Annotated in this window: 21 protein-coding genes and 1 other RNA gene; 7 read left to right on the forward strand and 15 right to left on the reverse strand. The window is 47.4% G+C overall.

From position 1 onward, the window contains the following. Window positions 1-147 precede the first annotated feature (147 nt). Complete coding sequence (locus tag QUE66_RS08255) at window positions 148-570, forward strand: OsmC family protein (RefSeq protein WP_286223559.1); 423 nt, start codon at window positions 148-150, stop codon at window positions 568-570. Here the strand turns inward: QUE66_RS08255 and rnpB are convergent. The 13 genes from rnpB to QUE66_RS08320 all read right to left on the reverse strand — a co-directional run bounded on the left by rnpB (window position 559) and on the right by QUE66_RS08320 (window position 16,342). After that, an RNA gene (gene rnpB, locus QUE66_RS08260) (RNase P RNA component class A) lies at window positions 559-865 on the reverse strand. The genes QUE66_RS08255 and rnpB overlap by 12 nt on opposite strands. 42 nt (window positions 866-907) lie before the next feature. Continuing rightward, window positions 908-1,960, reverse strand: coding sequence for a dihydroorotase (gene pyrC / locus QUE66_RS08265; protein WP_286223560.1), 1,053 nt, complete (start codon window positions 1,958-1,960; stop codon window positions 908-910). A 2-nt stretch (window positions 1,961-1,962) separates the two neighbouring features. After that, window positions 1,963-3,312: a glycerate kinase type-2 family protein gene (locus QUE66_RS08270; protein ID WP_286223561.1), complete on the reverse strand. Its 1,350-nt coding sequence runs from the start codon at window positions 3,310-3,312 to the stop codon at window positions 1,963-1,965. 15 nt (window positions 3,313-3,327) lie between these two features. Further along, a complete protein-coding gene (locus QUE66_RS08275) occupies window positions 3,328-5,178 on the reverse strand; it encodes an ABCB family ABC transporter ATP-binding protein/permease (protein WP_286223562.1) in 1,851 nt (616 codons plus the stop codon). Further along, the gene (gene nudB / locus QUE66_RS08280; protein ID WP_286223563.1) at window positions 5,175-5,633 is read right to left on the reverse strand and encodes a dihydroneopterin triphosphate diphosphatase; all 459 of its coding nucleotides are present in this window, start codon (window positions 5,631-5,633) and stop codon (window positions 5,175-5,177) included. The genes QUE66_RS08275 and nudB overlap by 4 nt, the downstream gene beginning before the upstream one ends. A 1-nt stretch (window position 5,634) precedes the next feature. Continuing rightward, a complete protein-coding gene (aspS, locus tag QUE66_RS08285; protein WP_286223564.1) occupies window positions 5,635-7,434 on the reverse strand; it encodes an aspartate--tRNA ligase in 1,800 nt (599 codons plus the stop codon). Window positions 7,435-7,442: 8 nt separating this feature from the next. Beyond that, window positions 7,443-8,087 carry a DUF502 domain-containing protein gene (locus QUE66_RS08290; RefSeq protein WP_286223565.1) on the reverse strand — a complete coding sequence of 215 codons (645 nt, stop codon included), beginning with the start codon at window positions 8,085-8,087 and terminating at the stop codon, window positions 7,443-7,445. Between the two features lie 59 nt (window positions 8,088-8,146). After that, window positions 8,147-9,730 (reverse strand): ubiquinone biosynthesis regulatory protein kinase UbiB, encoded by a 1,584-nt coding sequence (gene ubiB / locus QUE66_RS08295; RefSeq protein WP_286223566.1) that lies wholly within the window; start codon window positions 9,728-9,730, stop codon window positions 8,147-8,149. A gap of 2 nt (window positions 9,731-9,732) precedes the next feature. Then, window positions 9,733-10,344 (reverse strand): ubiquinone biosynthesis accessory factor UbiJ, encoded by a 612-nt coding sequence (locus tag QUE66_RS08300; protein WP_286223567.1) that lies wholly within the window; start codon window positions 10,342-10,344, stop codon window positions 9,733-9,735. 52 nt (window positions 10,345-10,396) lie between these two features. Then, a complete protein-coding gene (locus tag QUE66_RS08305) occupies window positions 10,397-11,326 on the reverse strand; it encodes a Tim44 domain-containing protein (RefSeq protein ID WP_286223568.1) in 930 nt (309 codons plus the stop codon). A gap of 50 nt (window positions 11,327-11,376) precedes the next feature. Then, the gene (gene ubiE / locus QUE66_RS08310; RefSeq protein ID WP_286223569.1) at window positions 11,377-12,120 is read right to left on the reverse strand and encodes a bifunctional demethylmenaquinone methyltransferase/2-methoxy-6-polyprenyl-1,4-benzoquinol methylase UbiE; all 744 of its coding nucleotides are present in this window, start codon (window positions 12,118-12,120) and stop codon (window positions 11,377-11,379) included. Window positions 12,121-12,122: 2 nt separating this feature from the next. Continuing rightward, complete coding sequence (locus QUE66_RS08315) at window positions 12,123-12,506, reverse strand: gamma-butyrobetaine hydroxylase family protein (RefSeq protein ID WP_286223570.1); 384 nt, start codon at window positions 12,504-12,506, stop codon at window positions 12,123-12,125. Next, window positions 12,506-16,342, reverse strand: coding sequence for a DUF3683 domain-containing protein (locus tag QUE66_RS08320; RefSeq protein WP_286223571.1), 3,837 nt, complete (start codon window positions 16,340-16,342; stop codon window positions 12,506-12,508). Before QUE66_RS08320 ends, QUE66_RS08315 begins: the two co-directional genes overlap by 1 nt. A 119-nt stretch (window positions 16,343-16,461) precedes the next feature. Here QUE66_RS08320 and ilvA point away from each other — a divergent pair, with 119 nt between their 5' ends. Genes ilvA through queF form a run of 3 tightly spaced genes read left to right on the forward strand, consistent with a single transcriptional unit; the run spans window position 16,462 to window position 19,746 of the window. Next, the gene (gene ilvA, locus QUE66_RS08325) at window positions 16,462-17,982 is read left to right on the forward strand and encodes a threonine ammonia-lyase, biosynthetic (RefSeq protein WP_286223572.1); all 1,521 of its coding nucleotides are present in this window, start codon (window positions 16,462-16,464) and stop codon (window positions 17,980-17,982) included. Window position 17,983: 1 nt separating this feature from the next. Then, on the forward strand, window positions 17,984-18,898 hold the full coding sequence (locus tag QUE66_RS08330; protein WP_286223573.1) for a 5'-nucleotidase: 915 nt from the start codon (window positions 17,984-17,986) through the stop codon (window positions 18,896-18,898). A gap of 8 nt (window positions 18,899-18,906) precedes the next feature. Continuing rightward, a complete protein-coding gene (gene queF, locus QUE66_RS08335) occupies window positions 18,907-19,746 on the forward strand; it encodes an NADPH-dependent 7-cyano-7-deazaguanine reductase QueF (protein ID WP_286223574.1) in 840 nt (279 codons plus the stop codon). A gap of 2 nt (window positions 19,747-19,748) precedes the next feature. On the opposite strand, the gene ssb is transcribed toward queF, so the two are convergent. Next, the gene (gene ssb, locus QUE66_RS08340) at window positions 19,749-20,192 is read right to left on the reverse strand and encodes a single-stranded DNA-binding protein (RefSeq protein ID WP_286223575.1); all 444 of its coding nucleotides are present in this window, start codon (window positions 20,190-20,192) and stop codon (window positions 19,749-19,751) included. Window positions 20,193-20,233: 41 nt separating this feature from the next. Beyond that, on the reverse strand, window positions 20,234-21,397 hold the full coding sequence (locus QUE66_RS08345) for an MFS transporter (RefSeq protein WP_286223576.1): 1,164 nt from the start codon (window positions 21,395-21,397) through the stop codon (window positions 20,234-20,236). 37 nt (window positions 21,398-21,434) lie between these two features. On the opposite strand from QUE66_RS08345, the gene uvrA reads away from it, so the two are divergent. From uvrA to QUE66_RS08360, 3 genes are read left to right on the forward strand one after another with little or no spacing between them, the layout of a single operon-like run. Further along, window positions 21,435-24,347, forward strand: coding sequence for an excinuclease ABC subunit UvrA (uvrA, locus tag QUE66_RS08350; RefSeq protein ID WP_286223577.1), 2,913 nt, complete (start codon window positions 21,435-21,437; stop codon window positions 24,345-24,347). Between the two features lie 36 nt (window positions 24,348-24,383). Next, complete coding sequence (locus QUE66_RS08355; RefSeq protein ID WP_286223578.1) at window positions 24,384-25,373, forward strand: KpsF/GutQ family sugar-phosphate isomerase; 990 nt, start codon at window positions 24,384-24,386, stop codon at window positions 25,371-25,373. 3 nt (window positions 25,374-25,376) lie between these two features. After that, window positions 25,377-25,952: a KdsC family phosphatase gene (locus tag QUE66_RS08360; protein WP_286223579.1), complete on the forward strand. Its 576-nt coding sequence runs from the start codon at window positions 25,377-25,379 to the stop codon at window positions 25,950-25,952. Window positions 25,953-25,955: the final 3 nt, after the last annotated feature.

Raw genomic sequence — 25,955 nt, forward strand, 5'->3', positions numbered from 1 at the left:
TCAATGAAGAAATTTTAGGACTAAATCTTGTGCATTGCAAGAAAAAATTTGGGTTTACCCTATCTTTTATATAAGACTTACAGGGCGACTTTTAGATATAACGTATTGATTTAAATAGAAATATTATTATTTGAGGATTTTTATATGATGGAATGCAAAATAAACTGGTTGCCTGATGCTGGGATGGCGTTTATGGCACAGACGGGTACAGGTCATATCCTCAATATGGATGGTGCCCCTGAAGCTGGTGGAAATAACTTAGCGCCTCGCCCGATGGAGCTCTTACTGGCAGGCGCCGGGGGTTGTACAGCCTTTGATGTGGTTTTAATCCTACAGCGCTCCCGTCAAGCCGTGAGCGGCTGTGAGGTGTCTGTAAAAGCTGAGCGCGCAGAATCCGATCCGAAGGTATTCACCAAAATAAATCTACATTTTTTGGTGAAGGGCTCGAACTTAGACCCCAGTAAGGTTGAACGGGCGATTGGGCTGTCTCACGACAAGTATTGCTCAGCCACTGCAATGCTTGGCAAAACAGCTGAAATTACATATAGCTTTGAGGTAGTGCAGAGTTAACCGATAAGCCGGATTCTGTCGCCCTAATTTGCATTAGGGGGCAATCATTCCTCTAGGCCTGCAGTTACCTACAGGCTCAAGCTCCCTACCCGCAAACTCGACGGGCCATGTCAACATTTGCTTACTTGGGATTGCTCCGAGTGGAGGTTGCCGCGTTTCACCGTAACTCAATACGCTCGTCTCTGTGGCCCTATTCCGCACGTCACCGTGGATGGCTGTTAGCCAACACCCTGCCCTATGGAGTCCGGACTTTCCTCTCCCCTCTTACGAAAGCAGCGATTGCCTGGTTAACTCTGCGATGACAGTCTAAACGAGGAAACGAATTTGCACTGCTAAATTAATGGGCGATGGACCAGCCGATGGTTTCACCCGCGCGCAAAGGCACCAGGATCGAAGCGCCCATAGGGTACTCAAATGGTACAGTCTGCGGTTGATTAATCAGAGTAATTGTTTCTGTATGTCGTGGTAAGCCGTAATAGTCAGCACCAAAATGACTGGCAAATCCCTCGAGTCGATCAAGTTTCCCAACACTATCAAAAGCCTCTGCGTAGAGACCCAGTGCATTATGCGCGGTATAGCACCCCGCACACCCACAGCTACTCTCCTTTTCCCCTTTTGGATGAGGAGCACTATCGGTTCCTAAGAAGAAACGAGGGTTACCGCTGGTTGCCATGTCCACTAATGCAACTCGATGCTCCTCACGCTTTAGAACGGGCAAGCAATAGTGGTGAGGACGAATACCGCCAGTAAACAAACTATTTCGGTTCATGAGTAAATGGTGAGCGGTAATCGTTGCAGCCAAGATGTTCTTGCCATTGGTATTTGCATCACGCACATAGTGGGCCGCCTGCTTCGTCGTAATGTGCTCAAACACGATACGGAGTTCTGGGAAATGCTTACGAATAGGGTCCAAGATCCGATCAATAAATACCGCTTCACGATCAAAGATATCAATCGCCTGCTCAGTAACTTCACCATGAATTAATAGGGGTACCGAATAACGCTGCATCGCCTCTAGGGCAGGGTATGCCTTTTTAATATCTGTGACACCACCATCGCTATTCGTTGTTGCGCCCGCGGGATACAACTTAAATCCAATAATGCCATTCTCGCTGGCTTTTTTAACCTCGTTCGCTGACGTATTGTCAGTGAGATACAAGGTCATGAGCGGGGAGAAATGACTGATTCCCAGTTGTTTTAATGCCTTCTGAATCCGAGCCTCATAGGCTTTGGCTAAATCAACCGTTGTAACTGGTGGCTTCAAGTTAGGCATGATGATTGCGCGTCCAAATTGGGCAGCAGTATGCGCTAAGACATCATTTAAGACAGCGCCATCTCGAACATGCAAATGCCAATCGTCTGGGCGCGTGATGGTAAGCGTTCTGTTCATGGTCAGTCGATCAAAATCATCCGAAAATCATTCACATTGGTTAGGGTCGGGCCTGTATGAACTAGGGCATTGAGTTCAGCAAAGAAGCCGTAACAATCATGCGCTTGTTGATAGCGACTGGCACGCAAGTCTTTCTCTTGGGCATGCAAGCGTAGCTCGGGAGTAAACCAAGCACCTGCATTTTTTTCACTGCCATCGATGCCATCAGTATCGGCAGCAATGGCAGATAAAGTCTTTAGGTCAGAAGTCGCTGCAAATAAAGATAGGAGAAACTCGGAGCAACGACCGCCGCGCCCTTGCGTTCCAGGAGGCAAAGTGACTGTGCACTCCCCACCAGAAATCAGCGCCACGGGGAGCTTCCCCCAGCTGGCATGATGGGCTAACTCACGTGCGATACCCGCGTGCACAAGACCAACGTCTTTAGCTTCACCGGTAATCGTATCCCCCAGAATAATGGCAGTGTATCCAAGGCCTTTGCAATATTGCGCAGCAGCCTCAAGACTGCGATGTGCCGTTGCAATCACATGGTTGCGTAGGGGATAGCAATGTTGATCAATGTCCGCTTGCTTTAAGGTTTCTGGGATCTCACCCGCCAATCCTTTTTGCAAATGGGTTAATACAGAACCCGGAATACTTCGTTCATCTAAATGGTATTTCGCGAAAATTTGTAATGCATCACCATAACTTGAGTAATCTGCTGCACATGGTCCACTCGCAATGTCAGCCGGATGATCGCCAGTCACGTCAGAAATGAGTAAAGCCTCGACTTGAGCACCGCGCGACAGAGCAGCGCGCGCCAAATTACCGCCCAAGATGGCCGACAAATGTTTGCGGACAATATTCATTTCTTCAATCGGTGCACCGCTATTGAGTAAAGCTTCGGTGGTCTTACGCATGTCATCGATCGTGATTCCTGGCTGCGGCAAGGTTAATAAACTCGAGCCACCACCAGAAACAAGCGCAATAAGGGTATCCCCAGGCTGTAAGGTACTGACCAAGCGCAATACTTCCGCAGCACCATCCATTCCAGCCTGATCGGGTACCGGATGGCCGGCTTCAACGATCTTGATCTGTTGCGTTAGCGATGCATGACCATAACGAGTAATTACTAAACCATCGATTGATGTATCCGGCCAATGGCTTTTGGCATAGCTCTCTAGAGCACTTGCCATCGCAGCGCTTGCTTTACCTGCGCCAACCACGAGACATCGACCTTGCGGAGCCTTACCCTTTGGAAAAATTTTGGCAAGATACTCTGGAACGATTTTTTTAGGATCGGCAACGGCTAGTGCCGCCGCAAACGCGCCCTCTAAATGCAGCTGACGACTTGAGGAGGGCTGTGAGGTTTGCATTTGCCCATTTTAAGCCTAATTATCAATGGCTTGATCAGGGTCAATCGGTGCGTTTTCTTGTAACTGCCACATGGAAGCATAGCGGCCATTGGACTCTAAAAGCTCATAATGCGTACCGCGTTCGATGATTTGCCCGTGCTCCATGACTAAGATTTGGTCGGCATGTACTACCGTTGACAATCGATGGGCAATGATTAAGGTGGTCCGATTTTTTGCCAAATTGAACAATTCTTCCTGAAAGGCGCGCTCGGTCTTTGAATCAAGCGCCGAAGTAGCTTCATCAAAAATTAATAGGGCAGGCTTCTTTAAGAGGGTGCGTGCAATCGCAACCCGTTGCTTCTCACCACCAGAAAGCTTGAGACCGCGTTCGCCCACAGGGGTGTCGTACCCCTCTGGCAGATGTTCAATAAACTGGCTCATCTGTGCGGCACGCGCTGCCTCTACAATCGCCTCACGACTTGCCTGCGGGCTTCCATAGGCAATGTTGTAGGCAATCGTGTCATTGAACAAGACGGTGTCTTGAGGAACAATGCCAATCACTTTGCGTAGACTAGCTTGCTCCACATCTTGAATATTTTGGCCATCCAATAGGATCGCACCAGATTGCACATCGTAAAAGCGAAAGAGTAATCTCGCTAAGGTACTTTTGCCAGCCCCACTTTGCCCAACTACCGCGGTAATCGTCCCGGCTGGAATCGTAAAACTCAAATCCTTCAAAATCTCACGCTTCTCGTTATACGAAAAGTAGACATGCTCAAACCGAACCTCGGGGCCCTTAGCAAAATCCCGAATAAGCAAAGGCTTGGCATTTTTGGAATCTTTGATTTCTTGGTCTTCATTCAAAAGCGTGAACATGTGATCCATATCGGTGATCGACTGCTTCATTTCACGATAAATCACCCCCAAGAAATTTAAGGGGATGTATAACTGAATCATGAGCGTATTCACAAGCACTAAATCACCTAAGGTCATCGATCCATCGACCACGCCCTGAGTGGCTCGCCATAGAATTAAAACCAAGCCGACTGCAATAATTGCCTGCTGACCTAGATTCAGAATCGCTAAAGATTGTTGTGAGAGGATTGCAGCAGACTGATAATGCTTAAGATTTTCGTCGTAGCGACGCGCTTCAAAATGCTCATTTCCAAAATACTTAACAGTCTCAAAGTTAATCAAGGAATCAATCGCGCGTTGATTGGCTTTTGAATCCATTTCATTCATCGTTCGCCGATAATGAGTGCGCCATTCGGTTACTTTGATCGTATAAAAAATATAGATGACTAATGCAACAAAGGTAATAATTGCAAACCAAATATCGTAGTTATAAGCGAAATATGCCAACACCAAAGCGAATTCAATCATGGTTGGCAAAATACTGTAGAGCGAGAATGAGACCAGAGTTTGAATACCACGCGTCCCTCGTTCAATATCGCGACTCACTCCACCGGTCTGACGACCTAAATGAAACTGTAAGCTCAAGGCATGCAAATGCTCAAATACTTGTAACGCAATCTTGCGCACAGCACTTTGGGTCACTTTTGCAAAAAGTAATTCACGTAACTCGGAAAACAGTGATGCAAGTAAGCGCAATGCGCCGTAACCCACAATCAGGCCCGCAGGAACGATTAAATAACTTTGCAAAGAACCGGGCTTGATGTTCATGGCATCAATCAGGTCCTTTAAAACAATCGGGACACCCAAGTTAGCAAATTTGGCAGCCACTAAGCACAACATAGCAAAGAGAACCCGAAAGCGATGCTCAAACAGATATGGCAAAAGATCTTTAATGACTTGCCAATCCGAACGATTAGCGGCTCGCTTGATGGGCAGCATGCCACCCGATGGCTGGTTCTGAGCGCCTCTCATCGTGTCAACTGAGAGGAATCGTTGTAAAACTGCAAAATGGCATCTCGATTGGTATGAGAAAAACACTTTTGTGCAGCCTCTTGATAAGGCAGCCAAACATACTGCAAATGCTCCCGAGGCGCTAACCGAATCGTAGTATTTGTGGGAACCTCCAGAGCAAACCAGTGCTCCGTATTGCGCTCGACCCCCGGGGGGTAGCGATGACGCCAACCTGGATAAATCTCATACTGCACGGCATGATGAAGATTTTGAAGAGCATCCAAAGGCAGGGCTTGGATGTTGATACCGGTCTCTTCGGCCACCTCTCGAATCGCCGCGCTCTCGAGTGGCTCATCAATAAAATCAAGACTACCAGTGACCGATTGCCAAAATCCTGGCCGATCTGCCCGCTCGAGCAGAAGGACTTCCCGATTTCTGTTGTGAATAAGGACTAAAACCGAAATCGGGATTTTCAAATCAACCCACCGGATTGGTATTGCGTAACCGGATATGTAGTTCACGCAATTGACGCTCATCGACAGGACTTGGAGCTTGCGTCAATAAACATTGTGCGCGCTGAGTCTTGGGGAAGGCAATCACATCGCGAATCGACTCTGCACCCGTCATCATGGTCACAATGCGATCCAATCCAAACGCAATTCCTCCGTGGGGAGGTGCGCCGTATTGCAGGGCATCCAATAAGAAACCGAATTTTGCTTTCGCTTCGTCTGGCCCAATCTTCAGTGCACGAAATACCTGACTTTGGACAACCTCTTGATGAATACGAACCGATCCACCACCGATTTCGCTACCATTCAATACCATGTCATAGGCTTTTGCCAGGCATTTACCGGGATCAGTTTCTAATAGCTTCAGGTGTTCATCTTTGGGGCTAGTGAAAGGATGATGACAGGCAACCCAACGGGCATCATCTTCATCGTAATCAAACATTGGGAAATCAACCACCCATAATGGCTTCCAACCTTCTGTAAAGAGTCCCTGTTTCTTACCCCAATCCGAATGACCAATTCGCAGACGAAGATTTCCAATCGCATCATTAACGATCTTGGTTTTATCTGCACCAAAGAAAATCAGGTCGCCATCTTTTGCTTTGGTTCTCTCTAATATTCCGGCAATTGCAGCATCGTGTAGATTTTTTACAATCGGCGACTGCAATCCATTGCGCCCTTCTGCAACTGAATTAACCTTAATCCATGCCAAGCCCTTAGCGCCATAGATCGATACAAATTGCGTGTAATCATCGATTTCGCTACGGCTGATTTCTGCTCCGCCAGGAACGCATAAGGCTACAACCCGACCACCCTCTTGATTGGCGGGTCCCGAAAATACTTTGAAATCAACATCACGCATCAGGTCAGTTAATTCAGTAAATTCCATTGCAACCCGTAAATCGGGTTTATCGGAACCATAACGCGCCATCGCCTCTGAATACGGCATGATAGGGAATGGATTGGGTAGCTCCACCTTCATCACGGTTTTAAAAATATGTCGCATCATATTTTCAAAGAGAGAGCGGATCTCAAGCTCGTCTAAAAATGCGGTTTCACAATCAATTTGGGTAAATTCAGGTTGGCGATCCGCACGCAGATCTTCATCACGAAAGCATTTCGTAATTTGGTAGTAGCGATCAAAACCGGCCACCATCAATAATTGCTTGAATAATTGAGGCGATTGGGGCAAAGCAAAAAATTGACCATCGTGAACGCGTGACGGCACCAGATAATCGCGTGCGCCCTCTGGGGTGCTCTTCGTAAGCATTGGCGTTTCAATGTCAATAAATCCGGCCGCATCTAAATAACGTCTTGTTTCCATAGCAACCTGATAACGCAAACGCAAATTCTTTTGCATTTGCGGACGACGTAAATCCAAGACCCGATGGGTCAAGCGCGTCGTTTCAGAAAGATTGTCATCATCAAGCTGAAATGGTGGGGTTACCGATGCATTTAATACATGTAAGTCATGGCACAGAACCTCAACCTTACCGCTGATTAAATCTGGGTTCTCGGTTCCAGCCGGTCTTGCGCGAACCAAGCCTTTAATTTGAATACAGTATTCGTTACGGACCTCTTCGGCCTGTTTAAACATATCGGGACGGTCTGGGTCGCAAACCACTTGTACAAATCCCTCTCGATCGCGCAGATCAATAAAAATGACGCCGCCATGATCGCGCCGGCGATTAACCCAGCCAGCGAGGGTAATTTCTTGACCAATTAAAGAATCAGTAACCTGACCACAGGTATGACTGCGCATCGACATAAGTATTCCTAATGAGGTTGATTGAGGGTCTTGGGTTGAGCGATTCGAGGTGCCACCGAACCCATCGACACAATATGCTTGAGCGCTTCTTGCACGCTCATATCCAGCTCGATTACATTGGCACGCGGCACAATCATAAAAAAGCCGGAGGTTGGATTTGGTGTGGTGGGCAAAAATACATTGACATATTCACCACCCAACTTATTGTTCACTTCAGGCGCTGCGGTGCCGGTTTGGAAAGCGATTACCCATGACTCAAGATGTGGATAACGAATCAACAGAGCTTTACGAAACGCTTGGTTATTTCCAGAAAATAAAGTGGAGGAAACCTGCTTCACACTCGAATAAATGGAGCGCACGATTGGGATACGGGTCACGGTTCGGTCCCAGAGCTTGAGCCACCATTGGCCCGCAAAATTAATTGCAAGGAAGCCCGTAAATCCAATCACTGCCAATACGATCAGAATCCCAAGCCCCGGGATTTCACGGAAATGCCGTAATTCCCCTGAAAATTGACCAGGCGAAAGCGTAATGATGGCCGACATTACCCAACCAAAAATTTGATCGATGACACCCAGCCCCCATGTGATCACCCAAATCGTGACCGCCATCGGAATCCAAACCAAAATGCCAGCAATAAAGTATTTTTTCATGAGAATTTGTGCCTAACCCGCTATTTTAGCGAGTTAAGGCCAATTCAGGCGGATTTGCCTTAAATGGAGTGGATTCGGACCAAAACCAAAAGAGCGCCGACTAAGAAACCGCTGAGGAATAAAGCGATTCCGAGCCATTGGCGACGTTTGCGTCGCTCATCGATTAACAGCTGTTTCAGCAAATCCAACTCAGGGCGCTGCTCTTTACGGTGAACCTGTTCCAGGTTTTCAGCAATCAGACGTGGCAAGGTAGGCAAAATCTTCGCCCAATTTGGCGCCTCTTTCTTTAGCCCATCAATGAGTCCTCGCAATCCAAGCTGCTGGCTCACCCAGCGCTCCAAAATGGGTTTTGCTGTTTTCCAAAGGTCGAGGTCAGGGTCCAATTGACGACCCAGGCCCTCCACATTTAAGAGGGTCTTTTGCAATAAAGTAAGTTGGGGTTGAATCTCAACCTTAAAGCGACGTGATGTTTGAAAGAGTCGCATCAACACAATACCCAAAGAAATATCTTTCAGTGGTCGATCAAAATAGGGTTCGCAAACGGTGCGCACTGCGCCCTCCAACTCTTCTAATCGAGTATTTGCTGGAACCCAACCTGATTCAATGTGTAACTCGGCAACGCGCCGATAGTCGCGATTAAAGAATGCCAAGAAATTCTGGGCCAAATAATTCTTATCAAACTCGCTCAAATTTCCAACAATCCCGAAGTCGAGGGAGATGTATCGACCAAAGGTATTGGGGTCCAAGCTGACTAAGATATTTCCTGGGTGCATGTCCGCGTGAAAGAAGCCATACTCAAAAACTTGAGTAAAAAAGATCTCAACCCCATCGATAGCCAACTTCTTAAAATCAACTCCTGCAGCGCGCAACTCATGCGTTTTACCAATTGAGACGCCATACATCCGCTCCATCACAATCACATTGGTATGGCATAAATCCCAAATCATTTCAGGAATCATGAGTTTGTCGGAGTCTGCAAAATTGCGGCGCAATTGGCTAGCATTAGCCGCTTCGCGCATCAGATCAAGTTCATCGTGCAAATAGGTATCAAATTCAGCAACTACCTCTCGTGGCTTGAGTCGTCGACCATCTTCTGAAACTTTCTCGACAATGCGTGCCAAGTCATGCATTAAAGCCAAGTCGCTCTCAATCACCGGCAAAATACCAGGGCGCAATACTTTGATGGCGATCTCTTTATTAGCCCACTCGGGATGCGTCTCGTTACCTCGCAAGACTCCAAAATGAACCTGCGCGACCGATGCACTCGCCACTGGCGTTGCATCAAACGATGAAAAAATCACTTCGATCGGGTGGCCTAATGCTTTTTCAATAATCGCCTTGGATTGCTCATTAGAAAAAGGCGGGACACGATCTTGAAGCTTCGCTAGTTCATTAGAAACATCATCGGGCAATAAATCCCTACGGGTCGATAGGACCTGACCAAATTTAACAAAAATTGGGCCAAGCGCCTCAAGTGCTAAGCGAATTCGCTCGCCACGAGGTAACTGACTTGGGGAGGTTGATGCAATGAGTCCAAGAAAGAACCGGCGCACACCGGGTCTCAAATTATCGCGAATCAGCCCAAATAAATTAAAGCGCCAAGCCGTATAGAAAATAATGCTTAGGCGAACAATACGGCTCACAGTTAATCCCGACTTTTTTGTAAAAAAGAAATTCGCTTTTCAAGGCGCTCAACCGCATCACGAACTGCCTGAATCTCCATTTTATGAGAAACAAAATCGCGTTGATGCAATAAGACTTTTTTTTCCTCACTTAGGTACTCGACCATATTCCCTTGCAAATCAAGGATTGCTTTCTCTGTCGCTTTAGCAAAGCGTTTGGCTTGCGTACTAATATAGTGTGCGGGTGCATCACCGATAATTCTGGCTAAATCTTCCTCGTACTCCCAACGCAATTGATTTGAAAGCTTAGCAATCAATTGAGCCAATTGGGCATCGCCCGTTATTTTGACGGCTCTCATCGCCCGGTCTTTGATGGTTCCCTGCGGGGCGCTAAGCGCTGAAAAGCTGTTGGCATCAACTTCTAAAACCAAATTAGGATGCGGATGCACTTCAGATAAAAGAGCAATAAACGAGTCGTCCTGAATTTGCCATTGCATTGACCCGATTGGCAAAATTAACTCGATTACCTGCCCTTGATGATTACTTAAATCACGCAAAGCCCACTGCTCACGCTCAAGGACATGATTAATGGCGCGCACCAAAGCCGTTTTTGGGAAATCAAAACGCAGGTTCATAGTGTAAAAAACCCGCACAAGGCGGGTTTTCCAATCGGGGAAAAGTTAAAGCTTAAACCAATTGCTGAATACCAGCTAGAACCCAGCCTCCAGGACCATTGACGGGCTTCGATAAATTCCAAACCTCCCTAAATGGTTCAGCGGGTCCATCTGCCTGTTCCCGAATCATGCCAGTGAACTCAACGCTGCACAGGTAGGTATTCGCATCGGTCTCAACACCCAAGAGTTCAGCGTTTAGCGTGACTACATCGGTATGATTTACACCTTCAGCACGGCCCTGCAGATCACGTTGCAAGCTGGCAAACATTTCGGGGGTTGTAAATTCGCGCAATGCCTCAAGATCGCCAGCATCCCAAGCCTTTTGCAAACGTGTGAAGTAGTGTTTTGCATTGGCCAAAAATGCGATTTGATCAAAGCCTTCAGGCAGTTGATAAGCAGGAGCCTCATCAAGTATTGGGCTTGGCGATCCAAATCCAGCATTCACTGGATGACTAGGCGTAAAGGCAGGCTCTTGCCTCGCGGTTCGTTGCATTCCATTAGAGGCAGGCACTGGGCTTGGCATATTTTTAGCGCTGGCTGGCATAAAGCGGCGCAACACGAATAACAATACAAAACCAACTAAGACGGCCAATAAGAGTCCTGTCAAAAATGAAGCAGCGGCCTCACCTAAACCAAAATGCGAAAGCAAGTAAGCAATTCCAAGACCTGCTGCTAGACCGCCTAACATTCCACCTAAGCCCGAACGCTTAGCTGCAGCGGCTGGCGCAGCAGCTTGAGCAGGTGCCGCAGCAGGTTGCTGCGCTTGCTGTGCTGGTTTTTGCTGGGCCGGAGGTTGTGCTTGTTTTTGCTTAGGCGCGTTGGCTGAGCGACCGATGTTCGACCCACCGCCCAAACGCTTTGCGTCAACAACAGCGACATGCCCAACCGATAAAAAAGCAAAGGACAGTGCAAAAACACCGGCTTTTAAATAAGTACTTTTCATTGAATCAGTCTCCCATCTACGATCTGTAAGTATTACTTTACAGTGAATATCTAGTATTTAATACCAATATGCAAGGCGACGATACCCCCAGTCATCCTATGGGTATGGACCTCATCAAACCCAACGCTCTCCATCATGGCTTTGAGGGTTTGGGCATCTGGATGCATGCGGATTGATTCTGCCAAGTATTGATAACTAGCGGCATCCTTCGCAACCTTGTCCCCAAGCCATGGCAGCACCTTAAAGGAATATAGGTCGTAAATTGGGGCTATGAGTGGGTCTGGCTTGGAAAACTCCAAAACCAAAACCTTACCCCCAGGTCGAATCACCCTAGCCATCTCCGACAAGGCACGCTCTTTATGCGTCATATTCCGCAGACCAAATGCAACGCTCACTACATCAAAATGGTGATTTGGGAAGGGGATCTGTTCTGCATCAAACTGAATGCATGGAATTGCAAGACCGCGATCCAAAAGTCGATCTCGACCTACCGATAGCATGGATGCATTGATATCGCTTAACCACACCTCAGCCTCAGGATGAATGCCCCATTGCGCAGATTGCGCAAAAGAGTAGGCAAGGTCGCCAGTCCCACCAGCAATATCAAGCACCCGGTCGCCGGCCTTAACATTCGCTTGGGCTAAGGTAAATTTTTTCCAGAGGCGATGCAAACCGGCCGACATCAGATCGTTCATGATGTCGTATTTCGAAGCTACCGAATGGAAGACCTCGGCAACTTTCTCGGCCTTTTGAGACTCATCAATACTTTGATATCCAAAATGGGTCTTTGACATATTTAGTGCCCACAACCATGGGATTTAGTCACCATCGCAGCATCGCGATCAATACCGGCGATTTTGCAGCGCTCAAGGTAATCTTTCCACAAAGACTCTTGGTTTTCACATAACTCATACAAATAGTCCCATGAATAAAGACCCGAGTCATGACCATCTGAAAAAGTTGGCTTAATTGCGTAATGACCAACTGGCTCAATGTTTACGATGCCAACGTCTCGCTTACCCGTTTGTAAGACCTCCTGCCCTGGTCCATGACCACGTACCTCGGCTGATGGTGAGTAAACACGCAAAAACTCAAAAGGTAAACGATAGCTCTTTCCATTCTCGTATTGAAGCTCGAGAACCTTTGAGTTTTCATGCACGATTAAATTGCTTGGAATCATTACACTAATACCCTTTCAATTCCGCCTTGGTTGGCCTTAGTTATATAGCTTTCAAGCCAATTGTCACCCAATAAATGCTTGGCCATTTCAACCACAATGTAATCCGCCTTGGTCTCGCTATCGCCATCAAAACGCGATAAGCCTTGTAAGCACGATGGGCAACTGGTTAATACTTTAACTTCACCAGCAAAGTCTTTCCTTAGTTCGGTCGCACCCTTTTCCATTTCAATTTGCTTGCGATAACGCACTTGAGTTGAAATATCTGGCCGAGTAATTGCTAGCGTACCGGACTCACCACAGCAACGCTCGTTCTTCACAATTGCCGTGCCATCCTCAAGTGTAATCAGCTCATTGACTGTCTTCAAAGGGTCCTGAAGCTTCATGGGGGTGTGGCATGGATCATGATACATATAGCGAACTCCCTCAACACCCTCAAGTCTTAGCCCTTTCTCGAGCAGGTACTCATGAATATCAATAATTCGACAGCCTGGGAAGATTTGATCAAACTGATAGCCTGCTAGTTGATCGTAACAGGTGCCACAGGAGACCACGACTGTTTTGATATCGAGATAGTTCAAGGTATTAGCCACCCGATGAAATAGCACTCGATTATCCGTAATCATTTTCTCGGCTTTATCAAAGTCGCCGTTTCCCTTTTGTGGATAACCGCAGCACAAATACCCAGGGGGTAGTACGGTTTGCACACCAACATGCCAAAGCATCGCCTGAGTCGCCAATCCCACTTGTGAAAATAGTCGCTCCGAACCGCATCCTGGGAAATAGAAAACAGCTTCCGTATCAACACTCGTCTCCAAAGGATTACGAATAATCGGTACATAGTCCGCGTTTTCAATATCCAAAAGTGCGCGGGCAGTCTTTTTGGGTAAATTGCCGGGCATCTTCTTATTCACAAAATAAATCACCTGCTCTTTCAAAGCAGGCTTACCAACTGTCGCAGGTGGTGATTGTGTTTGCTGAACGGCCCATTTTTTGAATAATTGATGGGCAAAGCGCTGCAAGCCATAACCCCATTCAATCATCACCTTACGACTCATTCGGATGGTTTCGGGATTAGTTGCATTGAGGAATAACATCGATGCGCTAGTACCTGGATTAAAGCGGCGCTGCCCCATCTTACGTAACAAATTACGCATATTCATGGTGACATCGCCAAAATCGATTTTGACTGGGCAGGGCGTATAACACTTATGACAAACGGTGCAGTGCGCAGCAACGTCATCAAACATTTCCCAATGCCGAATCGATACCCCGCGGCGGGTTTGCTCTTCATATAAAAATGCTTCGATTAATAATGAAGTGGCAAGAATTTTGTCTCTGGGGCTATACAACAAATTTGCTCGAGGCACATGAGTTGCACAGACTGGCTTGCACTTTCCACACCGCAAACAATCTTTTACGCTGTCAGCAATCGCTCCGATATCGCTTTGTTGCATGATGATCGATTCGTGACCCATGAGTCCAAAGCTTGGGGTATATGCCATTTGTAGATTGGCATTTGGCATTAGCTTGCCTTTATTAAAGTGGTTGTTTGGATCCACTCGACTTTTATAAGAACGAAATTCTTTGAGTTCCTCGTCCGTGAGGTACTCTAATTTTGTAATACCAATGCCATGCTCACCCGAAATCACGCCGTCCAAGGAGCGTGCCAAAACCATAATGCGATCAACTGCACGGTGGGCATCTTGCAACATCTCATAATCGTCCGAGTTCACCGGAATATTGGTGTGAACATTGCCGTCTCCAGCATGCATATGTAAGGCAACAAATACGCGTTTGCGTAATATCTTCTGATGAATTGATTTAATTTCTTTTAATACCAAATCAAAGGTGGAGCCACCAAAGATGACTTGCAGTGGGGCAAGCAATTCGTTTTTCCATGAAGCGCGCAGGGTACCATCTTGCAACTGTGGGAAAAACTGATCTATTTTCTCTAACCACTCTGCCCAGCGAGTCCTTACTTCACGCAGCAGTGTCTGGGCCTGAATGACGCGATCGCCCACCATTTCTGCTCGTGAAATATCCTCAATCTCGTCATTTGCACGAATCGGGAGTGTTGCTTGATTGATATATTGCTCGAGGGCATCAAGTAACTGAATTTTATTTTTAAGCGATAGCTCGATGTTAATTTGATCGATTCCATCGGTGTACTCGCCCATTCGCTCGAGCGGAATCACCACATCCTCATTAATCTTGAATGCATTGGTATGCTTTGCAATTGCCGCCGTTCTCGCTCGATCCAACCAAAACTTCTTACGCGCTTCAGCGCTCACTGCTACAAAGCCTTCGCCTACACGCCGATTGGCCATACGCACCACTTCGCTAGTCGCAGCAGCAACGGCCTCCTCATCCTCTCCAGCGATATCACCGATGAGTACCATTTTGGGCAAACCGTTGCGTTTGGATTTTGTGGAGTACCCCACCGCTTTTAAATAGCGGTCATCGAGGTGCTCGAGTCCCGCCAATAGGGGTCCACCTTTTTTACTTAAATCATCCAAATACGCTTTGATCTCAACAATGCTTGGAATGGCTTCACGTGCCTGGCCAAAAAACTCCAAACAAACGGTACGCATATGCTTTGGCATGCGATGCAAAATCCAGGTGGCACTCGTAATCAGACCATCGCAACCTTCTTTTTGAATACCCGGTAAGCCAGATAAAAATTTATCCGTAACATCTTTACCCAAACCTGCTTTCCTAAATTTAGCGCCCTCAATTTCTAAAACCTCGGAACGTAAAACCTTGGCTTGAGGTGCTGCCTTGCCATCCGACCAGATCAAACGAAACCGAGCAACGCCTTGATCATGAATCTTGCCAAGGTTATGGTCGAGCCGCTCAATATCGAGCCAATTTCCATCGGGATCCACCATGCGCCAACTAGCCAGATTATCCAAAGCGGTTCCCCATAAGACTGCTTTCTTACCACCTGCGTTCATAGCGATATTTCCGCCAATACAGCTGGCATCCGCTGAGGTTGGATCGACAGCAAAAACGAGTCCTTGTTTTTCTGCGGCATCTGCTACACGACGGGTCACCACGCCCGCCCCAGAGAAAATCGTAGGGACCGGAGCACTTAGGCCAGGCAATACAGAATGTACGACCGCTCCAAGATCAATTAACTTTTCTGTATTAATCACTGCCGACATTGCCACCATTGGAATGGCGCCACCGGTATAACCCGTACCACCTCCGCGCGGAACAATGGTCAGCCCTAACTCAATACAAGCTCTGACCAAGTTTGGAATTTCTGCTTCGGTATCTGGCTTGAGAACAACAAATGGATACTCGATTCGCCAATCGGTTGCATCGGTAACGTGCGCAACGCGTGACATTCCGTCAAATGCGATATTGTCAACATGTGTAAATTTGCTAAATATCCTCTTGGCCTGCTTGCGCAATTGCGATACGGTTTGAAAGTTATTCGCAAAGGATTCCACTGCAGTGCGAGCGGCTGACAGCAAATCGTTGACCTGTTCAGCAAAATCTCCAGAGATCCGTTTTTCAACCTCACCCAAACGATGCCATAGGGCCTGAATGAGTGCCTCGCGTCGTTTGGGGTTATCTAATAAATCATCTTGTAAATAGGGATTACGCTCGACGACCCAAATATCGCCCAGCACCTCAAACAGCATCCTGGCAGAGCGGCCCGTGCGTCGCACACCACGCAACTGCTCCAAAATTTCCCAAGCCTTCGCCCCTAAAAGACGAATGACGATCTCTCGATCAGAAAATGAGGTGTAGTTATACGGAATCTCACGAAGACGATGGGATTGCGTATCGATCTCAGACAAACTATCTAAGGAGATAGGTGCGTTCATAGTGGCCAATCGATTAAAGCTCTATTTTAGATGAGCTTGATCATTCCCGTTACCAATCGATTTGGCACAATATTGAATTAATTTAAGGACTTATGTACTAAGCATGGTACGCTTTCGTGATGAAAAATGATTATTTAAGCCGAATTGAGAACGCCAAGGTCTACGATGTTGCACGCAAAACAGAATTAGAGAAGGCTCGGGATCTAAGCGCACGCTTTCAAAACACGATTCTTTTAAAGCGCGAAGACAGTCAACCGGTCTTCTCATTTAAGTTGCGCGGTGCATATAACAAAATGGCCGGATTGAGCCCGGCGGCTCTTAAAAAGGGGGTGATTGCCGCCTCTGCCGGTAATCATGCGCAAGGTGTTGCACTGTCCGCCGCTAAACTCAAATGCAAGGCGGTGATCGTGATGCCAATCACTACCCCTCAAGTCAAAATTGATGCAGTGAAGGCTCACGGTGGCAAGTGGGTGGAACTGGTCTTGACCGGTGATTCTTACAGCGATGCCTATCAAGAAGCTCAACTGCTTCAGAAAAAGAAGGGGTACACCTTTATCCACCCTTTTGATGATCCAGACGTCATTGCTGGTCAAGGCACGATTGCTAAAGAAATCCTCGATCAACACCCCGATCCAATTGATGCCATTTTTGTGGCAATTGGCGGAGGAGGCCTAATCTCAGGAATCGGCGCCTACATCAAATCAGTTAGGCCAAAGATCAAAGTGATTGGTGTGCAAACGGTTGACTCAGATGCGATGAAACAGTCTTTACAACTTGGTAAGCGCGTTGAACTGAAGGAAGTTGGTCTGTTCTCAGATGGCACCGCGGTCAAGCAGGTGGGCAAGGAGACCTTTAAGATCTGCCAACAGGTAGTTGACGACATTGTCTTAGTCGATACCGATGAAATCTGTGCTGCGATCAACGATGTCTTTACTGATACGCGCAGTATTTTGGAGCCCGCAGGCGCACTCGCTATCGCTGGTTTAAAGAAATATGTTGAGAAACATCACCTCAAAAAGAAAACTCTGGTAGCCATTGCGTGCGGCGCCAATATGAATTTCAGTCGTCTACGATTTGTGGCTGAACGTGCCGATGTAGGTGAATTTCGTGAGGCGATCTTTGCGGTCACCATTCCTGAAGAGCGAGGATCTTTTAAAGCGTTTTGCAAAATGCTTGGTAAACGCAATGTCACTGAATTTAACTACCGCATCGCTCATGCCGATCAAGCGCATATTTTTGTTGGCATTGGAACCCAACGGGCGGGTGATAACAAAACTATTGCCAGCGCCTTTCGTAAAGCCGGATTTGCAACCATTGATCTAAGCCATGATGAGTTGGCCAAAACGCATCTAAGACACATGGTTGGCGGTAGTTCCGCCTTGGCCAAAGATGAACTACTTTACCGCTTTGAGTTTCCAGAACGCCCCGGTGCACTGATGCGCTTTCTGGATAGCCTAGCCCCGAACTGGAATATTAGTTTGTTTCATTACCGTAATCACGGGGCCGATTATGGACAAATCTTATTAGGAATCCAGGTACCGAAGAACGAACAGCCGGCCTTTAAACAATTTTTGAAGACTTTAGGCTATCCTCATTGGGATGAAAGCAAGAATCCTGCGTACCGCCTATTTCTAAAATAAGATGTCTTATACCCTCGCTGGAAAACTAGTCGTTGCCATTTCATCGAGAGCACTCTTTGATTTTGAAGAGGAAAACCGCCTGTTTGAACAAAGTGATGACAGTGCCTACATGAAATTACAGCTTGAACGCTTAGCGATTCCAGCCCAAGTGGGTGTTGCTTTTCCTCTCGTTAAAAAATTACTGCGCTTTAATCAAGATCAGCCGCGTGTCGAAGTTGTGATCCTGTCACGTAACGATCCGGTCAGTGGTTTACGCGTATTTCGTTCTGCCAAACACCATGGGCTTAGTATTGAACGCGGTGTCTTTACCCGTGGTAGGCCACCGTATCACTACTTAAAATCGCTGCAAGCCAACCTCTTCTTATCAGCAAATGAAGAAGATGTACGCGCCACACTCGATGCCGGCTTTCCGGCGGCGCGCGTCTACCCAGAATCCACCAAAATGGCCGAGAACAACCCTAATGAAATCCGTATCGCCTTTGACGGAGATGCTGTTTTATTTTCAGATGAGGCCGAACAAGTTTTTCAGGATCAAGGTCTACAAGCATTTGTTGATCATGAGAGTCAACGTGCTGCCATTCCATTGCCACCCGGTCCCTTTAAGCCCTTGCTTGCCGCCCTTCACCAACTGCAAACCGAAGCTGAACCTAAAAATGAAATGCGCATCCGCACTGCATTAGTCACAGCCCGCTCGGCACCAGCTCATGAGCGTGCCATTCGCACTTTGATGAACTGGGGAATTGATGTGGATGAGGCGATGTTTCTTGGGGGCCTATCCAAGCGCGAGTTTCTGAAAGAGTTCGAGCCTGACTTTTTCTTTGATGATCAAACCGGTCATTGCAATGCTGCCTCCAGTGTCGCCCCAACGGGGCATGTAATTTCTGGGGTCAGCAATACCAACCGGTCCAAAGCCTAAATTTTTCTATGTCTAAATTTATTCTCGGTCAGCAAAGTGCTTACCCTAATCAGTATGATCCAGGTCTGCTCTTTCCCATCCCTCGTGCCGAGAATCGCCAGAAACTAGGCATTGAGGAGGGCTCACCTCTACCGTTTTTAGGAGTTGACCTTTGGAATGCTTTTGAATTGAGCTGGCTAAACCCCAAAGGCAAACCACAAATCGCATTGGCTGAATTTGCGATTCCTGCAGAGTCGCCATACATGATTGAGTCGAAGTCGTTCAAACTCTACCTCAATAGCCTCAATCAACATCACTTTGACAATATTGGCGCTGTTCGCGAGTGCTTAAGCCGTGATTTAGCCATAGCCCTTGGTAGTTCATTGCAAATCAAGTTGCTTGACCCATCCCAGATACAAGACCAAAAAAAATACCCATCAATGCAAGAACTAGATGGTCAACTTCTCGATCGCCTTGATATTGAAGTCAATCAAACACAGATTGCTGACCCGCTATTTCTAAGTGCAGATCAAAACTCAGCCCCTATTACACAAACTCTGGTCTCGCATTTACTGAAATCCAATTGCCCGGTTACCGGTCAACCCGATTGGGCCAGTGTAAAAATTTATTACCAGGGACGGCCCATCGATGAGGAAGGACTATTACGCTACCTGATTGGCTTTCGTCAGCTTGGTGAATTCCACGAACACTGCGTTGAAAAAATCTTTTGCGATGTTAAGGCTCGCTGCCAACCCGAGAAGCTCTCAGTTTATGCGCGCTACACCCGGCGGGGTGGTTTAGACATTAATCCGTTTCGGGCGGATTTCAATGCTGCCTGGCCCAACAATATTCGTCACGCCAGGCAGTAATACTAGAACGGAATATCGTCATCCACTGCATCAAGTGCATTTGCGCTTGAACTTGATGTGCCCTCAGCAGGCTTAGAACGACTGCTTGATGATTCCTCTCCAGAGCCAGCCATTCGAGCGCCGAGCATTTGCATGCTGTCAGCAATGATCTCAGTGGAATACTTTTCTTGTCCACTTTGATCCGTCCACTTTCGAGTCCGCAAGCGACCCTCGACATAAACCTGTGAACCTTTTTTGAGATATTGACCCGCAATTTCAGCTAACTTACCGAAAAAGGCAATGCGATGCCATTCGGTGTTCTCTTTCATTTCGCCTGTTTGCTTATCTTTATAGCGATCTGAAGTGGCTACTGAAATATTGGTGACGGCGTCACCGCTGGGCATATACCGTGTTTCTGGGTCACGCCCAACATTACCAACGATGATGACTTTATTGACTGAAGCCATTTTGTCTCCCGAAGAAAATTAAATAAAAAGTGTGGCTAAAGCTACTTTGCGGTTTGCGACGATGGAATATCACGCATTGGCCAGGCAATTATAAGCCAGGCAATGATCAAAACGGTGCCGCCAATGAATACCGAAAGGTTTCCAAAAAGCTGCATCATGAGTCCGCCGAGCGCTGCGCCAGTAAATAATCCGACAGACTGAGTCGTGTTGTAGATGCCCAAGGCCGCTCCTTTTTCATCTTTGGCCCAACGCGATACCATCGAGGGTTGCAAGGCTTCAAGTAAATTAAATCCGACAAAGTAAATCAACAGAGCACTGACAATAGTTGTAATGGAATGAGCTTGCAAGAAGATGATTTGTGCAATCAAAAGGATGACAACGGCTGTTAGCAATACAAGCCGTAGTTTCTTTTTCTTTTCTCCATAAATAATCCCTGGCAACATCAAAAAGAATGAAACAACGACCACTGGAAAGTAAATTTTCCAATGATCATCCAATGGCATACCCGCATCCACGAGTAAGCGCGGCACAACCAGGAACATGGCCACTTGGGTGGCATTGAGAACAAACACCCCCACATTGAGCCGGAATAATTCAGGTCTTAGAAAAATTTGTATGAGCGGCTGATGCTCACCCCGAATTTGCTTAGGAGGACTTGGCACCAAGAGCCAGGCAACCAAAAAGCCAATCAAGCCCAACACTGCTAATAACAAGAACATGCCATCAAGGCCAATCGCTCGATAAATTGGCGTCGCAATCACTAATGAAAGGGCAAATGAGATACCGATACTTCCACCCACAATCGCCATTGCCGCAGTTCTCACTTGCTCGCGTGTTAAATCCGCCACCCAAGCAGACACTGCGGCAGAGATTGCCCCTGCTCCCATGAGCCCTCGCCCGATCGCAATCCACAACAAATCATCGCGACTGGCTGCAATCAATGCGCCAGCAATAAATAAACTCAATCCCCATAAAACAACCGGCTTACGACCCACCCGATCCGAAAGAATGCCTAAGGGAATATGGAAAAAGGCCTGAACAATATTAAAAATCCCAAGGGCCAAACCGACCCATAAGGCATTCTCTCCCCCCGGTAAATCCTTGGCATGCAAGGAGAAAACGGGTAACAGCAAGAAAAGCCCCAGCATCCGCAAGCCAAAGATACCGGCAAGGGCAAGGGTTGAGCGTAGTTCGGAAGAGTTCATGGGAAAAGGCTATATTAACAAGTTACGCTGAAAAATCATGAATAACGAAATCAAAATTCGTGGGGCCCGAACCCACAACCTAAAAAATATCAATCTGGATATCCCCCGCGAAAAGCTGGTGGTGTTGACCGGCTTATCCGGTTCTGGCAAAAGCTCTTTGGCTTTCGATACGCTCTATGCCGAAGGACAGCGTCGCTATGTTGAATCACTCTCGGCCTATGCGCGCCAATTTCTGCAGTTGATGGAAAAACCCGACGTGGATGTGATTGAGGGTTTATCACCCGCAATCTCCATCGAGCAAAAGGCAACTAGCCATAATCCGCGCTCTACCGTTGGCACTGTCACCGAGATTCATGATTATTTGCGTCTACTCTTCGCACGGGCGGGCACCCCCTACTGCCCAGATCATGCTCTACCTCTTGAAGCACAGAGCGTCTCGCAAATGGTTGATACGGTGTTGGCAATGCCAGCTGATGCCAAACTCATGATCTTGGCTCCTGTGGTGAGTGAACGCAAAGGTGAGTTCCTTGACTTATTTGAAAATCTCCAAGCTCAGGGGTTTGTGCGTTTTCGCATTCGCTCTGGCGGTGGCACGAGTAACGCCGCCAAAGCCGAGATCGTTGAAGCTGATCGTCTGCCGCAACTCAAGAAAAATGATAAGCATTCGATTGAAGTGGTGGTTGATCGAATTCGCGTCAAAGAGGATATTCAACAACGGCTTGCGGAGTCCTTTGAAACTGCCCTACGACTCGCTGATGGCAAGGCCATGGTAGTCAATATGGACACTGGGGAAGAAACCATCTTTTCTAGCAAATTTGCTTGCCCCATTTGCTCCTACTCATTACAAGAACTTGAACCCCGTCTGTTTTCCTTTAATAATCCGATGGGCGCCTGCCCTAGCTGCGATGGACTTGGTCACATCTCCTTTTTTGACCCCAAGCGGGTTGTGGCACACCCTGACTTGTCGCTCGCAGCAGGAGCCATCAAGGGTTGGGATCGCCGCAACCAGTTTTACTTCAAGCTCTTGCAAACCTTAGCGAAGTTTGGCGGCTTTGATCTTGAAAAGCCTTTTGAGAAATTACCCAAAAAAGCCCAGGACCTGATCCTCTACGGATCCGGGGATACAACCATTCCATTTGAGTACCTGAATGAAAAGGGTCGCTCGGTTGTGCGCGAACATGCCTTTGAGGGAATCCTTGCTAATTTTGAGCGGCGCTATCGAGAAACTGATTCGTCGGCTGTTCGAGAAGAATTAGCGCGCTATCAAAATATTCGTGCTTGTCCAGATTGCGGCGGTACCCGTTTACGCAAGGAGGCACGCTTTGTCAAAGTTGGCGATGGTCAGCAAGCGCGCGCCATTTATGAAATCAGTGCCCTACCTTTGCGTGAAGCTCAAGACTATTTCAATACCATCCAATTAAAGGGTGCTAAACGCGAAATTGCTGACAAAATCATTAAAGAGATCGCCTCGCGTTTGCGCTTTTTAAATGACGTGGGTCTAGATTACTTATCTTTAGAACGAAGCGCCGATACCCTTTCGGGTGGCGAAGCACAACGAATCCGGCTTGCCTCACAAATTGGCTCTGGACTCACAGGCGTGATGTATGTACTCGATGAACCTTCAATTGGTTTACATCAACGCGATAACGATCGCTTAATTGCAACCCTCAAACACCTGCGCGATCTTGGTAACAGCGTATTGGTTGTAGAGCACGACGAGGACATGATACGGGCCTCAGACTATGTTATCGATATTGGACCTGGGGCGGGCGTACATGGTGGAAAAATTGTTGCCACTGGAACGCCAAGCGAAGTCGAACATCATCCTAATTCATTAACAGGTGCCTACTTATCTGGCCAAGAAAAAATTGCAGTTCCCCAAAAACGTACCGAACATGATGGGCGCTTTTTAAGCATCATCGGTGCGAGTGGTAATAATTTGCAAAAAGTGGATGCACACATCCCCGTCGGCTTATTGACGTGTGTCACTGGCGTATCTGGCTCTGGTAAGTCAACTTTAATTAACGACACCTTGCATCATGCGGTTGCCCAACACCTTTATGGCTCGAGCGCTGAACCAGCTGAACATGATCATATCGACGGTATTGAACACTTTGACAAAGTGATTAATGTGGATCAATCGCCGATTGGCCGCACACCACGCTCGAATCCCGCAACCTATACGGGCCTATTTACTCCGATCCGAGAACTCTTTGCTGGGGTCCCAGCTGCTCGTGAACGGGGATATGAAGCAGGTCGATTCTCCTTTAATGTCAAAGGTGGCCGCTGCGAAACCTGTGAGGGTGACGGCGTTCTCAAGGTCGAAATGCATTTCTTGCCCGATGTCTATGTACCTTGCGATGTGTGTCATGGCAAGCGCTATAACCGTGAGACCTTGGATATTCGCTATAAAGGCAAGAATATTCATGAAGTTCTGTCTATGACGGTGGAGCAAGCCCATGAATTCTTTGAAGCCGTTCCGGTAGTTAAACGAAAACTTAAGACCTTGCTCGATGTTGGTTTAGGGTATGTCTGCCTGGGCCAAAGTGCCACCACCCTTTCTGGGGGTGAGGCGCAGCGTGTCAAGCTCTCGCTAGAGCTCTCCAAGCGGGATACGGGGCGGACCCTTTACATCCTTGATGAGCCAACCACGGGATTGCATTTTCATGACATCAAACTATTGCTTGAGGTGATTCATACCCTGAAAAAGCAAGGGAACACCGTGGTGATCATTGAGCACAATCTGGATGTGATCAAAACCGCTGACTGGTTAATTGATCTTGGACCGAATGGGGGCGCTGGCGGTGGTCAAATTATTGCCACTGGTACTCCTGAAGAGGTCGCAAATCACCCTGCTAGCTTTACCGGAAAATACTTAAAGCCCCTCCTTAAAAAGCAGGCTAATTCAAGCCCCATCAAGAAAAAAGATCTCGAAAAACTTGGGCTTTAGATCCTGCAAGGGGGTAGTCAGCATATACTTATCCCCATGAATGCAAAGAACCAACGCGCTCTGGAATTAGCCTGCACCACCCTTGATTTAGAAGCGGATGCGATTCGCAAAATGCGGGATCGCTTAGCCCAAGATGGGCAGTCAGCCTTGCTGCTTTCGGTTCAGCTTCTCGAACAATGCCGAGGCCGGATTGTTGTTTCAGGAATCGGCAAGTCAGGTCATATCGCTCGAAAAGTGGCCGCCACCTTTGCATCAACCGGTTCTCCCGCATTTTTTGTGCATCCCGCCGAGGCAAGTCATGGTGATTTAGGCATGGTCACTCGTGATGATGTATTCGTAGCGATTTCAAACTCCGGTGAAACCGACGAATTACTCACGATTGTCCCCATCATTAAACGAACTGGCGCAAAATTAATTGCCTTAACAGGGGATCCTAATTCTTCACTTGCTAAATTGGCAGATGCACATCTTGATATTAGTGTTGACAAAGAAGCTTGCCCGCTCAATATGGCACCAACCACTAGCACGACGGCAGCCCTGGCTATGGGTGATGCACTCGCTGTTTCTCTATTGGATGCGCGAGGCTTTAAAGCGGAAGACTTTTTACGCTCTCACCCCGGCGGAAGACTGGGTCGAAAATTAATTGCCCATGTCTCAGAGGTCATGCGTGATCTCTCAAGCACTCCCAAAATTAATGTAAAGGCATCGTTTGTAGAAGCACTTGCAGAAATGAGTGGTCAAAAGATGGGTTTGGTCGTGATTGTGAATGACACCAACCAAGTATTAGGTATTCTGACCGATGGGGATCTACGTCGTTTGCTCGAAAAACAGGCAGACATCGACTCAATTAGTCTGGCAGACGCCATGACCCCTAACCCAAGAACCATACCGCCTGATTTAATTGCTGAAGAAGCCATCGCAATGATGGAGCAACATCGGATTAATCACTTAATTGTGGCTGATCCTGAAAAACGCTTACTAGGCGCCCTCAACTTGCATGACTTATTTGCAGCTAAGGTAATTTAATTGATGGCACCGACTCTTCAATCACACACTACAAACCCATTAACTAACTATCCTCAAGCACTCGAGCGAGCAGCGCAAGTTCGTATATTGGTACTTGATGTCGATGGCGTTCTCACCAATGGTCAGGTTTTTTTTGGGCCAGACGGAAAAGAATCAATCAAGGGCTTTGATATTCAGGATGGCTTTGGCATCAAACTTCTTCAAAGCGTTGGGGTTGAGTGTGCCGTCATTACCGGTCGTCACTCAAAAATGGTGCTTGGGCGCTGTGATGAACTCGGTATTACGCATGCATTTACTGGTGTCAGTGATAAAAAATTAGCACTCCTAGAATTACAACAACGGGTTACCTTTAATCCTGCCATCGACCTAGCAGTGATGGGAGATGATTGGCCTGACTTATCGATCATGCAATCTGCGGGCTTGCGAATTGCTCCTGCTCAGGCCCACGAAGCGGTCCGTCAAACCGCTCACTATGTCACGCAGGCTAAAGGTGGCTTTGGTGCGGTTCGTGAAGCCTGTGATTTAATCCTCAAAGCCCAGGGGCATTACGATTCGCTACTAGCCAAAGCCAGAGGCTAGGCA

The sequence above is a fragment of the Polynucleobacter sp. HIN6 genome, assembly GCF_030297575.1.
Lineage (GTDB): Bacteria > Pseudomonadota > Gammaproteobacteria > Burkholderiales > Burkholderiaceae > Polynucleobacter.

Coding starts and splice junctions, on each gene's coding strand:
- QUE66_RS08290 (WP_286223565.1), bottom strand. CDS start 8,087: ATGAAAAAATACTTTATTGCTGGCATTTTGGTTTGGATTCCGATGGCG.
- QUE66_RS08270 (WP_286223561.1), bottom strand. CDS start 3,312: ATGCAAACCTCACAGCCCTCCTCAAGTCGTCAGCTGCATTTAGAGGGC.
- uvrA (WP_286223577.1), top strand. CDS start 21,435: ATGAATAACGAAATCAAAATTCGTGGGGCCCGAACCCACAACCTAAAA.
- QUE66_RS08255 (WP_286223559.1), top strand. CDS start 148: ATGGAATGCAAAATAAACTGGTTGCCTGATGCTGGGATGGCGTTTATG.
- aspS (WP_286223564.1), bottom strand. CDS start 7,434: ATGTCGATGCGCAGTCATACCTGTGGTCAGGTTACTGATTCTTTAATT.
- QUE66_RS08320 (WP_286223571.1), bottom strand. CDS start 16,342: ATGAACGCACCTATCTCCTTAGATAGTTTGTCTGAGATCGATACGCAA.
- QUE66_RS08300 (WP_286223567.1), bottom strand. CDS start 10,344: ATGAACCTGCGTTTTGATTTCCCAAAAACGGCTTTGGTGCGCGCCATT.
- QUE66_RS08360 (WP_286223579.1), top strand. CDS start 25,377: ATGGCACCGACTCTTCAATCACACACTACAAACCCATTAACTAACTAT.
- ssb (WP_286223575.1), bottom strand. CDS start 20,192: ATGGCTTCAGTCAATAAAGTCATCATCGTTGGTAATGTTGGGCGTGAC.
- QUE66_RS08330 (WP_286223573.1), top strand. CDS start 17,984: ATGTCTTATACCCTCGCTGGAAAACTAGTCGTTGCCATTTCATCGAGA.
- ilvA (WP_286223572.1), top strand. CDS start 16,462: ATGAAAAATGATTATTTAAGCCGAATTGAGAACGCCAAGGTCTACGAT.
- QUE66_RS08355 (WP_286223578.1), top strand. CDS start 24,384: ATGAATGCAAAGAACCAACGCGCTCTGGAATTAGCCTGCACCACCCTT.
- pyrC (WP_286223560.1), bottom strand. CDS start 1,960: ATGAACAGAACGCTTACCATCACGCGCCCAGACGATTGGCATTTGCAT.
- QUE66_RS08345 (WP_286223576.1), bottom strand. CDS start 21,397: ATGAACTCTTCCGAACTACGCTCAACCCTTGCCCTTGCCGGTATCTTT.
- QUE66_RS08275 (WP_286223562.1), bottom strand. CDS start 5,178: ATGAGAGGCGCTCAGAACCAGCCATCGGGTGGCATGCTGCCCATCAAG.
- QUE66_RS08305 (WP_286223568.1), bottom strand. CDS start 11,326: ATGAAAAGTACTTATTTAAAAGCCGGTGTTTTTGCACTGTCCTTTGCT.
- ubiE (WP_286223569.1), bottom strand. CDS start 12,120: ATGTCAAAGACCCATTTTGGATATCAAAGTATTGATGAGTCTCAAAAG.
- queF (WP_286223574.1), top strand. CDS start 18,907: ATGTCTAAATTTATTCTCGGTCAGCAAAGTGCTTACCCTAATCAGTAT.
- QUE66_RS08315 (WP_286223570.1), bottom strand. CDS start 12,506: ATGATTCCAAGCAATTTAATCGTGCATGAAAACTCAAAGGTTCTCGAG.